The organism is Klebsiella sp. GB_Kp047, from assembly GCF_040065235.1.
Lineage (GTDB): Bacteria > Pseudomonadota > Gammaproteobacteria > Enterobacterales > Enterobacteriaceae > Klebsiella > Klebsiella quasipneumoniae.
Genome location: NZ_JBEAJG010000030.1, coordinates 15,144 through 27,186, shown reverse-complemented (window position 1 = coordinate 27,186; position 12,043 = coordinate 15,144). Strand labels below are relative to the sequence as shown.

Below are 12,043 nucleotides of genomic sequence, written 5' to 3'. Positions count from 1 at the left end.
ATTCTACCCGTTATCGGCGGGCGCGCCAAACCACTGATGATACCAACGAGGTAAAACTTGATCCCGTAAGCTATGGATTTGCCACCCTTCTGCAGAAAAAACCACCGTTATCTGCCCCTGCTGCGGCGTGGCGAACCAGCGATACCCCCGCTGGCGATAGCGCTGAACGACCTTGTGCGAGGGCATCCGCCACGCATTGTAGCGCGAAGCGGAAACCAGCGCGGCCGCGCCATCCACCCACCGGACCAGCAGTTCGCTGGAAGAGGTGTTGCTGCCGTGATGGGGAACCTGAATAAGTGTAGACGCCAGATGCTGCCAGTAGCGGCTGATCATCGCCTGCTCCGCCTGACGTTCTATATCGCCGGTCAGCAGGATGCTGGAGCGACCGTCATCGATTCGCACCACGCAGGAGTGATTGTTTCCCTTTGCCGCGCTGCCCGGCAGCGGCCACAGCGCCTGGAAAGTGAGTCCCTGCCACTGCCAGCGTTCGCCGCGATGGCACGGCAGATGACGCGCCCAGCCTAAAGGGCTGCGCACCCACGCCTGCGGCCATGCCTGCAGCACGGATTCGAGGCCGCCGCGATGGTCAAGATGCTCGTGGCTCAGCATAATCCCCTGCAGCTGCAGATGGTGCCAGCGCAGCCAAGGGATAATCACCTGTCGACCGCTGTCGCCCTGCGGCCATGCCGGCCCGGTATCGTACAATAACGCCTTGCCGTGACGTTCGATCACCATCGCCAGCCCCTGCCCGACATCCAGCATCGTCACCCGCCATTGGTCCGCGGGCGGTTGCCGGCTGAATGGCCGCGCCAGCAAAAACAGCACACTCAGACACAGCGCTGGAGTATACCGCCAGCTCTGAAAACGCCAGCCCATCACCAGCAGCCACGGCAGGCTACTGATCCAGAGCCAACGGGCATCCAGCGTCAGCCAGCCGTCCGGTAAACGTCGTAACCCCCAGAACAACACCGCCAGCACGCGATCGGCTGCCAGCCAGATCAGCGACGCCACCACCTCCGGTCCAGTGAGATGCAGGAGCATTCCGGCGAGAATGAGCGGCACCGCCAGCAGGGTCACTAACGGTACCGCCAGCAAATTAGCGGCCATCGACGTCAGGCTTATGCCATGGAAGAGCAGCAGCTGCAGCGGCATCAGCAGCAGCGTCACGCCAGCCTGCAAATGCACGAGGGCGAACAGCGCTTTCCACGGCCAGCGCCAGCGACTGTCAGGCAGCGGTAACCACTGGAACCAGAAGATCAGCCCCGCCACCGCAAAGGCGGATAGCCACAGGCTTTGCGACAACACCGCCAGCGGATCGGCAACCAGAATCGCCCCCAGACAGCAGAGCCACATCTGCCACGCCGTCCAGCGTTGACCCGACAAACGTAAAGCACAACAGACTGCAAGCCCTACGCAAGTGCGCAGGGCCGGTGGCTGCATACCGGTCAGCCAGGCATAGCCGACTGCGCCCGCCAGCCCAGCCAGCAGCGGTAGCCGCCAGCCGATCCAGCGCCCCGGGAAAAGGGACTGTAAACCGCGCAGCAGGAGCACGATCAGGGAAGCCGCAAGAGCAATATGCAAACCGGAGATAGCCATCAGGTGGGAGGTGCCTGTGTTCTGCATCAGGACTTTGATCTCCGCCGGCAGCGCCAGCCGCTCCCCCATCCCCAGGCCCAGCATCACCGGATGCCAGGGATAAGTCTGCAATCGCCGGGTCAGCGACGCCAGGTAGCGGGCGCGCAGACTGCAGCGGGTATCCAACGCGGAAGCGGCGACGATCCCCCCGCTCAGCGGCCGATGCTGGGCCAGCGCATAGCGCTGGCTGTCGAAGCCTCCGTCATTGAGCTGCCCATGCACCGGCCGCAGGCGCAGCGTCATCATCCAGCGCTGCCCCGCACAGACGGGGGCTGGTGCAAGTTCCCCGTATAACGTCACGCCAACCGGGGGGAACAGGAAGCGGTCCGCCAGGCGCACAATCTGTCCGCGGTGCAGAGTCTGGCCATCCGTCTCGTGGAGGAACACTTCCGCCTGCCGGGCGGCGCCGGTGAGGTGCTGCGTTGGCCACAGCGCCTGATATGCGCTCAATACTCCCCAGACCATCAGCAGAAGCGTCATCGCCACAACGGCGATGACCGTCCCGCGCAGACGGGTCAGCAACAGCGCCAGTACGCCGGCGAACGCCAGAATGCCCGGGCCCGGCAACGCGGGTAGCCAGAGTAGCGGCAGTATCGCGATGATGGCGCATCCGGCAAGCCATGGTAGACGCATAAACACCTCCCTGTGAGCGGGCAGTGTTACGCAAAGCGAAGCTGACGTCCTCGGGCAGAATTCAGGCGCGCTTGCAGCGTTCCAGACAATCGTCACGCTTGCAGTCAGGCGCTTTTTTTTTGCGAAGCGGGACGTAAATGGCGGGCACAAAAAAAGCACCCGAAGGTGCTTTTATCGTCAGGCCGGTTGCACGTCGTGCAACTCACCCTTCATAAATATTGGCGCGGTCACGTAATTCTTTCCCGGGCTTAAAGTGCGGAACGTACTTACCTTCCAGTTCGACTTTATCACCAGTTTTCGGGTTACGTCCGGTGCGAGGTGCACGATAGTGCAGAGAGAAGCTGCCGAAACCGCGGATTTCAATGCGCTCACCTTGAGCAAGCGTTGAGGCCATATGTTCCAGCATTTCTTTAACAGCATCTTCCACCGCTTTCGCCGGAATGTGAGATTGCTGGCTGGCAAGTCTTTCAATCAATTCTGACTTGGTCATTATTCCTCCGGTTTCCTTCAAGGCAAAAATTAGCTAACAGCTTAAACAAGGGCGGCCGTAGCCGCCCTTTGTGCTTGATTACAGGACGAATCCTGCAATCTGTCAAGTAAACTCGTCACTATTCAGGTTGTTATTACCTGAATGACAAAGATTACTCGCCTTTCGCTGCTTTGAACGCTTCAGCCATGGCGTTGTTGGAGAAGTTCGCGTCTTCCTGCTTGTTCACGGTAGCGATAGCGTCTTTTTCTTCCGCTTCGTCTTTCGCACGTACAGACAGGCTCACTACGCGGTTCTTACGATCCACGCCAGTGAATTTCGCTTCAACTTCGTCGCCAACGCTCAGAACCAGAGTTGCGTCTTCAACGCGGTCACGGGATGCTTCAGAAGCACGCAGGTAACCTTCTACGCCGTCAGCCAGTTCTACGGTTGCGCCTTTAGCGTCAACTGCAGTGACTTTACCAACAACGATAGCGCCTTTCTTGTTCAGAGCAACGTAGTTGTTGAACGGATCTTCCGCCAGCTGTTTAACGCCCAGGGAGATACGCTCACGCTCTGCGTCAACCTGCAGAACAACTGCTGCGATTTCGTCGCCTTTTTTGTATTCACGAACTGCTTCTTCGCCTGCAACGTTCCAGGAGATGTCAGACAGGTGAACCAGGCCGTCGATGCCGCCGTCCAGGCCGATGAAGATACCGAAGTCAGTGATAGACTTGATTTTACCTTCAACACGGTCGCCCTTGTTGTGGGTTTCCGCGAACTGCTGCCATGGGTTAGATTTGCACTGCTTCAGACCCAGGGAGATACGACGACGTTCTTCGTCGATATCCAGAACCATCACTTCCACTACGTCGCCAACGTTAACAACTTTGGACGGGTGGATGTTTTTGTTGGTCCAATCCATTTCGGAAACGTGAACCAGGCCTTCAACGCCTTCTTCGATTTCAACGAAGCAGCCGTAGTCGGTCAGGTTGGTCACGCGACCGGTCAGTTTGGTACCTTCCGGATAACGTTTAGCGATAGCTACCCACGGATCTTCGCCCAGCTGTTTCAGGCCCAGGGATACACGGGTACGCTCGCGGTCGAACTTCAGCACTTTAACAGTGATTTCGTCGCCAACGTTTACGATTTCGCTCGGATGCTTAACGCGTTTCCAGGCCATATCGGTGATGTGCAGCAGGCCGTCAACGCCGCCCAGATCAACGAATGCACCGTAGTCAGTGAGGTTCTTAACGATACCTTTGACTTCCATGCCTTCCTGCAGGTTTTCCAGCAGCTGATCGCGCTCTGCGCTGTTTTCGGATTCGATAACGGCACGACGAGAAACAACAACGTTGTTACGCTTCTGGTCCAGCTTGATGACTTTGAACTCAAGCTCTTTGCCTTCCAGGTGCAGCGTGTCGCGCACCGGACGAACGTCTACCAGGGAACCCGGCAGGAACGCACGAATACCGTTCAGCTCAACAGTGAAGCCACCTTTAACTTTGCCGTTGATAACACCGGTAACAGTTTCAGCGTCTTCGTAAGCTTTTTCCAGCGTGATCCAAGCTTCGTGACGTTTAGCTTTCTCACGGGACAGCAGAGTTTCACCGAAGCCGTCTTCTACTGCATCCAGAGCAACGTCAACTTCGTCACCAACCTGGATTTCCAGCTCGCCCTGGGCGTTTTTGAACTGCTCAGCCGGGATGGCGGACTCAGATTTCAGACCGGCGTCAACCAGTACTACGTCTTTGTCGATAGCAACAACAACACCACGAACGATGGAACCCGGGCGGGTTTCGATTTCTTTTAAGGATTCTTCAAACAGTTGAGCAAAAGATTCAGTCATGTTTAATCTTCAGGTTAATATTAACGTCCACCTGGCTCCGTGCCGGATGGGGTTGTTTCACATACCCGCTGACCATCCATTGCCGCGGGGTACTGCTATAATTCGGAGGCTTCGGCGCGTTACCGGTTAAGGCTTACGCAACGGCCAATTTTTCGCGCGCATATTGTAGCGCTTTTTCAATCACTTGCTCAATGTTTAGTTCGGTTGAATCGAGAACTAATGCATCGGCAGCCGGGACAAGCGGCGCCACGGCGCGATTTCTATCGCGATCATCACGCTCTTTTATCTCGGACAAAAGACGTTCAAAGTTAACATCAAAGCCCTTTTCCTGCAACTGCCGCATGCGGCGATGCGCTCGCTCATCGGCCGAGGCATCGAGGAAAATTTTCACCGGCGCGTCCGGGAAAACCACCGTGCCCATATCGCGCCCGTCGGCGATAAGCCCCGGCAGTTCACGGAAGGCGCGCTGGCGGCGCAGCAGCGCTTCGCGAACGCGAGGGAAAGCCGCCACCTTGGAGGCGGCGTTCGCGACCTCCTGGGTGCGAATTTCGCCGCTGACATCTTCCCCTTCCAGCACCACTTCCAGGTTGCCGTCAGTAGAAATAAAGCGCACGTCAAGATGGGCAGCCAGGGGCACCAGCGCCTCTTCGGACTCCACGTCAACATGATGATGCAGCGCCGCCAGCGCCAGAACGCGGTAGATCGCGCCTGAATCTAACAGATGCCAGCCCAGCGCTTCCGCCATTGCCTTGCACAACGTACCTTTACCCGCACCGCCAGGCCCATCAATGGTGATTACCGGAATATTCGCCGTCATCTTTTTCTCCTTCAGCAAGGCGCATGGAATATAAACGCCGCGCATTATACGCATCAATACGCCGGAAAGTGAGCATTGCTTGTAAATTACGGACTACAGGAAATGAAAAGCAGAAGTTTTGCGCAATTATAGCGGGCTGACAGGACATCAGCCCGCGGGATGACAAAGTTTTACTCAGGCGAGGGTACTGATCCGCGCCAGTTGCTCAAAATAGTCGGGGAACGTTTTCGCCGTACATTTGGGATCAAGGATAGTCACCGGCGTATCAGACAGCGCCACCAGCGAGAAGCACATCGCCATCCGGTGGTCGTTATAGGTGCCGATTTCAGCAAACTTCAGCGTCGCCGGCGGGGTGATGCGAATATAATCTTCACCCTCTTCCACCTCGGCGCCTACTTTACGCAGTTCTGTCGCCATGGCGAACAGACGGTCCGTCTCCTTGACCCGCCAGTTGTAGATATTGCGCAGCGTGGTAGTGCCTTGCGCGAACAGCGCGGCGGTGGCGATGGTCATCGCGGCGTCCGGAATATGGTTCATATCCATATCGATAGCCTTGAGCTCGCCACGGGTGCAGGCGATGAAATCGTCGCCCCAGGTGACGGTGGCGCCCATTTTTTCCAGTACGTCGGCGAAACGAATGTCGCCCTGTACGCTGCCGCGGCCGATACCGGTAACCTTCACCGTGCCGCCCTTAATGGCGCCAGCGGCGAGGAAATACGAGGCCGATGAAGCATCTCCTTCCACCAGGTAATCCCCCGGTGACTGATACTGTTGCTTGCCGCGCACCACAAAGCGCTGATAAGACTGGTTGTCCACCTCAACCCCGAAGGTTTTCATCAGGTGCAGGGTGATGTCGATATAGGGTTTCGACACCAGATCGCCCTTAATGGCGATAACGGTATCCTGCGGCGCCAGCGGCGCGGCCATCAGCAGCGCGGTCAGGAACTGGCTGGAGACACTGCCGTCAACGTCGACGTTGCCCCCCTGGAACCCCCCGCGCAGGCGCAGCGGCGGATAATTGTCCTGCTCCAGATAGTCGATCTGAGCGCCGCCCTGACGCAGGGCATCCACCAGATGGCCAATCGGGCGCTCTTTCATTCGCGGCTCGCCGGTCAGCACGATATCGTTGCTGCCAAGGCACAGAGCTGCCGCCAGCGGGCGCATCGCGGTACCGGCGTTGCCGAGGAACAGCTCCAGCGCCGCTGCGGCATGCAGCGGGCCGCCGTTGCCGGTCACTTCACAGCGGGTACGGTCAGCAGACAGGGTATATTGAACCCCCAGCGCACTCAGGGCATTCAGCATATGGCGCACATCGTCGCTGTCCAGCAGGTTGGTCAGCACCGTCGTGCCGCGGGCCAGGGCGGCCAGCAGCAGCGCGCGGTTGGAGACGCTTTTCGAACCTGGCAGGTTCACGGTGCCCTCTACGCGTGCGATGGGTTGTAACGTCAGGGATTCCATCAAACTTCACTCTCAAACAAACAGAATAAAAACCCCGCAGACAGGCCGCGGGGAGGAAGAAAGAAACGGGCGATTAACCGTGGCGGCGTTCGAAGTCCAGCATAAAATCGGTTAACGCCTTCACGCCGTCCAGCGGCATCGCGTTGTAGATGGAGGCACGCATGCCGCCCACCACCCGGTGGCCCTTCAGCGCGTGCAGCCCGGCGGCAAACGACTCTTCAAGGAACAGTTTATCCAGCGCGCTGTCCGCCAGCTGGAACGGCACGTTCATGCGGGAGCGGTTGGCTTGCGCCACATCGTTACGATAGAAGCCGCTGTTATCGATCACGCCATACAGCAGTTCGGCTTTCTGCTGGTTGATCTTGTCCATCGCGGCGACGCCGCCCTGCTGTTTCAGCCACTTAAACACCAGACCGGCCAGATACCAGGCGAACGTCGGCGGCGTGTTAAACATCGAGTCATTCTCGCTTAACACGGTGTAGTCGAGGATTGACGGGCAGGCCACGCTGGCTTTACCCAGCAGATCTTCACGCACGATAACCAGCGTCAACCCTGCCGGGCCGATATTCTTCTGCGCGCCAGCGTAGATCACGCCGTAGCGGTTGACATCAATTTCGCGAGACAAAATAGTGGAGGAGAAATCGGCGGTCACGATGACGTCGTCGCCGAAGTTCGGCGTATCGTCAATCGCGATACCGTCAATGGTTTCGTTCGGGCAGTAGTGCAGATACGCCGCGCCCGGCGTCAGCTGCCACTCGCTCATTGGCTTGACCGCGCGCTTGCCGTCGACGGTGATTTTCGCGTCGATGACGTTAGGCGTGCAGTATTTCTTCGCCTCTTTGACCGCGCTGGCCGCCCAGTAGCCGGCGTCCACATAGTCAGCGACGTTTTTATCGCCGAGGATGTTCAGCGGGATCCCGGCGAACTGGCCGCGGCCGCCGCCATGGCAGAACAACACTTTATAGTTGGAAGGGATGTTCAGCAGAGAACGGAAGTCCTGTTCTGCCTCTTCTGCCACCTGGATGAATTCCTTACCACGGTGACTGATTTCCATGACCGACGTACCCAGACCGTGCCAGTCGCACAGTTCCTGCTGAGCCAGTTTGAGTACTTCCGCCGGCAGCATTGCCGGGCCCGAACTGAAGTTATAGACCTGAGCCATTTCCCCTCACCACGTTGCTATGTTGTTTTGCCCGCGAACCGCCGCGGGCATAAGTTATTCCTGTGGCTATCGGTTTTATCATTCAGTGACACGGTCCGCAATGGCTAAAACTCGCCGACGGCAAAACGCGGCGGCCGTCACACAACAGAATCTATCGGCTTGACGTAATAAAACCGACATATTTGCTGTCAGGTGAGCCGTTTCGCCCGGCTGGCCTTCGACCATTCTGCATTTGCGCAGCGGGGACATATTCGCTTTTCTCCCGCCTGCATCGCCATCACGATGCTGCAGCGTACGCAGGCGTAGATCCCTTCCTGAGGAATAGTGGTATAGCGCGTGGTGCAGTGCGTCGGGAGGATCGACAACCCGGCCCTCACCTCGTCATCGGGATAATAAAACACGCTGATCTGGCCGTTGGTTTCAAGGATCGCCAGCCGCACCTGGCCGAGCTGCTCGACGCTGTTGACCCGCAGCTCCATAAAAAATTCGAATTCGGTCATATTTTCCGCATGCAGTTTCTCCCAGGCCAACTGCCCCTCCTCCACCACCACGATAGGCTTGCCCTCCAGCAGATCCTCCAGCTTTTCGCTATGCCCCATCAGCCACATAATGCCGCGATAAAGCAGCGCCAGCGTGACGAAGACCACCAGCACCGGCAACAGCGGGACATCGTCATAAAACGCCACGTCCCCCGCCGCCGAACCGAGGGTCAAAATAATCAGCACCTCAAACAGCGACATCTGCCGCACGCCGCGCCGTCCGGTAATTTTGAGGAAAATAAAGACCAGAACGAAGGTGTAGAGGCTGCGCAACGCCACCTCGCCGAGAAATTCCACTGGCACTTTATCGAGCGCCATCCGCTGCCAGTCAAAGGCTTTCATTATCATCTCCCTGAGTATTAAAAGATGTCTCTAAGCATAGCCAGATGATGGAGATAGCACCTGTCAGATAAAAGCCGTATCATTGCGCGCTTTCCGTACGACAAAAGTGATCGCCATGACCCAAACGTTTATTCCCGGCAAAGATGCCGCCCTGGAAGATTCCATCGCTCGCTTCCAGCAAAAATTGCTCGACCTCGGATTTGATATCGAAGAGGCCTCGTGGCTGAACCCGGTGCCGCACGTGTGGTCCGTTCACATTCGCGATAAGGAATGCGCGCTGTGCTTTACTAATGGTAAAGGCGCCACCAAAAAGGCAGCCCTCGCCTCCGCGCTGGGCGAATATTTCGAGCGCCTGTCCACCAACTATTTTTTCGCTGACTTCTGGTTAGGCGACACTATCGCTAATGGCCCGTTCGTTCACTACCCGAACGAAAAGTGGTTCCCGCTGACCGAAGACGACGAGGTCCCGGAAGGCCTGCTGGATGCTCGTCTGCGCGCGTTCTACGATCCGGACGATCAGCTGACGGCCAGCATGCTGGTGGATCTGCAATCCGGTAATGATGAGCGCGGCGTGTGCGGCCTGCCCTTTACCCGCCAGTCCGACGGCGAAACGGTCTATATTCCTATGAATATCGTCGGCAACCTGTATGTCTCCAACGGCATGTCCGCCGGCAACACCCGTAATGAAGCTCGTGTGCAGGGCCTGTCCGAAGTCTTTGAGCGCCACATCAAAAATCGCATCATCGCCGAAAGCATCAGCCTGCCGGAGATCCCGGCGGAGGTCATGGCGCGCTATCCGGGCGTCGTGGAGTCGATCGCCAAACTGGAAGCCGAAGGTTTCCCGATCTTTGCCTATGATGGCTCGCTGGGCGGCAAGTATCCGGTTATCTGCGTCGTGCTGTTTAACCCGGCAAACGGCACCTGCTTCGCCTCTTTCGGCGCCCACCCGGACTTCGGCGTGGCGCTGGAGCGTACGGTCACCGAACTGCTGCAGGGCCGTAGCCTGAAAGATCTCGACGTCTTCACGCCGCCGACCTTCGACGATGAAGAAGTCGCCGAGCACGCTAACCTCGAAACCCACTTTATCGACTCCAGCGGCCTGATTTCCTGGGATATGTTCAAGCAGGATGCCGACTATCCGTTCGTGGACTGGAGCTTCTCCGGCACCACAGAAGAAGAGTTCGCCACCCTGATGGCCATCTTCAAGGCCGAAGATAAAGAAGTATATATCGCCGACTACGAGCACCTGGGCGTTTACGCCTGCCGTATCATCGTCCCGGGGATGTCGGATATTTACCCAGCGGAAGATCTGTGGCTGGCGAACAACAGCATGGGCGCTCATCTGCGCGACACCATTCTGTCCCTGCCGGGCAGCGAGTGGGAAAAAGAAGATTACCTGGCGCTGATCGAGCAGATGGACGATGAGGGTCTGGATGATTTCACCCGCGTTCGCGAACTGCTGGGCCTCGCCACCGGCAAAGACAACGGCTGGTATACCCTGCGCGTCGGGGAGCTGAAAGCCATGCTGGCCCTGGCCGGCGGCGATCTGGAGCAGGCGCTGATCTGGACCGAGTGGACCATGGAATTCAACGCTTCGGTCTTCAGCGCCGAACGTGCTAACTACTATCGCTGCCTGCAGACCCTGCTGCTGCTGAGCCAGGAAGAGGAGCGTCAGCCGCTGCAATACCTGAACGCCTTCATCCGTATGTACGGCGCCGAGGCGGTCGAAGCCGCCAGCGCGGCGCTGAGCGGGGAAGCGCCGTTCTATGGCCTCCAGGCTGTCGACAGCGATCTGCAGGCCTTCCCGGCCCATCAGTCGCTACTGAAGGCTTATGAAAAACTGCAGCGGGCGAAGGCGGCGTTCTGGGCAAAATAAGCCCTAAGCGCGCCATCGTGGTTGCCAACAACGGAGCCCAATGTGGCTCCGTTGATTTCACCTGACGAGGTGGCCACTATAGTTTGTAGTTGTAAAGTTAATTAATAGTAAATAACGCGCTTATAACATTTACCATTCGTTAATTTTAAATAAAATACTCCATATTAATTAACTCAAGAAATGGCGTGAAAACGAAAAAATTCAACATAATTTATAAATTTTAAAATTTATTTTCCTCATAATATTCAATCAGTTAATTCAATAAATCACAAAAACCACACACTAAAAAGGCATATAGTTCCGGTGAGATATGATCTATATCAATTTCCCTTCTATAATGCTTTGTTAGTATCTCACCGCCAACTTATATAAAGAGAGAGTTAGTGTGAAAGCTGACAACCCTTTTGATCTTTTGCTCCCTGCCGCGATGGCGAAAGTCGCCGAAGAAGCAGGTGTCTATAAAGCAACGAAGCATCCGATGAAGACCTTTTATCTGGCGATCACCGCTGGCGTTTTCATCTCCATCGCTTTCGTATTCTATATCACCGCGACCACCGGCACTGCCGCGATGCCTTATGGGATTGCCAAGCTTATCGGTGGGGTCTGTTTTTCCCTGGGTCTGATTCTGTGCGTTATCTGCGGCGCTGACCTCTTTACCTCTACGGTATTGATCGTGGTGGCGAAAGCCAGCGGTCGAATTACCTGGGGGCAACTGGCAAAAAACTGGCTCAACGTCTATTTTGGTAACCTGGTGGGCGCACTGCTGTTTGTGCTGCTGATGTGGTTATCAGGCGAATATATGACTGCCAACGGCGGTTGGGGGCTCAATGTCCTGCAGACCGCTGACCACAAAATGCACCATACTTTTGTGGAGGCCGTGAGCCTGGGTATCCTCGCTAACCTGATGGTTTGTCTCGCCGTATGGATGAGCTATTCCGGTCGTAGCCTGATGGATAAAGCGATGATCATGGTCCTGCCGGTAGCGATGTTCGTTGCCAGCGGCTTTGAGCACAGCATCGCCAACATGTTTATGATCCCGATGGGTATCGTAATCCGCAACTTTGCAAGCCCGGAATTCTGGACCGCAATCGGTTCGACTCCGGAAAGTTTCTCTCACTTGACCGTTATGAACTTCATCACTGATAACCTGATTCCGGTAACTATCGGGAACATTATCGGCGGGGGTCTGCTGGTCGGGTTGACATACTGGGTCATTTACCTGCGTGGCAACGACCATCACTAAGGGTTGTTTCAGGCAGTAAATAA

At 56.7% G+C, this 12,043-nt stretch carries 9 protein-coding genes; 2 read left to right on the top strand and 7 right to left on the bottom strand.

Going from position 1 to position 12,043, the window contains the following annotated elements:
- Positions 1-3 precede the first annotated feature (3 nt).
- The 7 genes from ABLV76_RS11885 to ABLV76_RS11855 form a co-directional block, all read right to left on the bottom strand.
- The gene (locus ABLV76_RS11885) at positions 4-2,268 is read right to left on the bottom strand and encodes a ComEC family protein (protein WP_064150393.1); all 2,265 of its coding nucleotides are present in this window, start codon (positions 2,266-2,268) and stop codon (positions 4-6) included.
- 202 nt (positions 2,269-2,470) lie between these two features.
- Positions 2,471-2,758: an integration host factor subunit beta gene (gene ihfB / locus ABLV76_RS11880; RefSeq protein ID WP_002898165.1), complete on the bottom strand. Its 288-nt coding sequence runs from the start codon at positions 2,756-2,758 to the stop codon at positions 2,471-2,473.
- A 151-nt stretch (positions 2,759-2,909) separates the two neighbouring features.
- A complete protein-coding gene (rpsA, locus tag ABLV76_RS11875; RefSeq protein ID WP_002898162.1) occupies positions 2,910-4,583 on the bottom strand; it encodes a 30S ribosomal protein S1 in 1,674 nt (557 codons plus the stop codon).
- 133 nt (positions 4,584-4,716) lie between these two features.
- Entirely contained in the window at positions 4,717-5,400 is a 684-nt protein-coding gene (gene cmk / locus ABLV76_RS11870; protein WP_004201385.1) for a (d)CMP kinase, read from the bottom strand.
- Between the two features lie 174 nt (positions 5,401-5,574).
- Positions 5,575-6,858, bottom strand: a complete 1,284-nt coding sequence (gene aroA, locus ABLV76_RS11865; protein WP_004201384.1) for a 3-phosphoshikimate 1-carboxyvinyltransferase — start codon at positions 6,856-6,858, stop codon at positions 5,575-5,577.
- Positions 6,859-6,931: 73 nt separating this feature from the next.
- The gene (gene serC / locus ABLV76_RS11860) at positions 6,932-8,020 is read right to left on the bottom strand and encodes a 3-phosphoserine/phosphohydroxythreonine transaminase (RefSeq protein WP_004201383.1); all 1,089 of its coding nucleotides are present in this window, start codon (positions 8,018-8,020) and stop codon (positions 6,932-6,934) included.
- Between the two features lie 188 nt (positions 8,021-8,208).
- A complete protein-coding gene (locus ABLV76_RS11855) occupies positions 8,209-8,901 on the bottom strand; it encodes a DUF421 domain-containing protein (protein ID WP_004201382.1) in 693 nt (230 codons plus the stop codon).
- 115 nt (positions 8,902-9,016) lie between these two features.
- Between ABLV76_RS11855 and ycaO the strand changes: the two genes are divergently transcribed.
- Positions 9,017-10,777, top strand: coding sequence for a 30S ribosomal protein S12 methylthiotransferase accessory factor YcaO (gene ycaO, locus ABLV76_RS11850; RefSeq protein WP_023320066.1), 1,761 nt, complete (start codon positions 9,017-9,019; stop codon positions 10,775-10,777).
- A 385-nt stretch (positions 10,778-11,162) separates the two neighbouring features.
- Positions 11,163-12,020 (top strand): formate transporter FocA, encoded by an 858-nt coding sequence (gene focA, locus ABLV76_RS11845; RefSeq protein ID WP_004201380.1) that lies wholly within the window; start codon positions 11,163-11,165, stop codon positions 12,018-12,020.
- Positions 12,021-12,043: the final 23 nt, after the last annotated feature.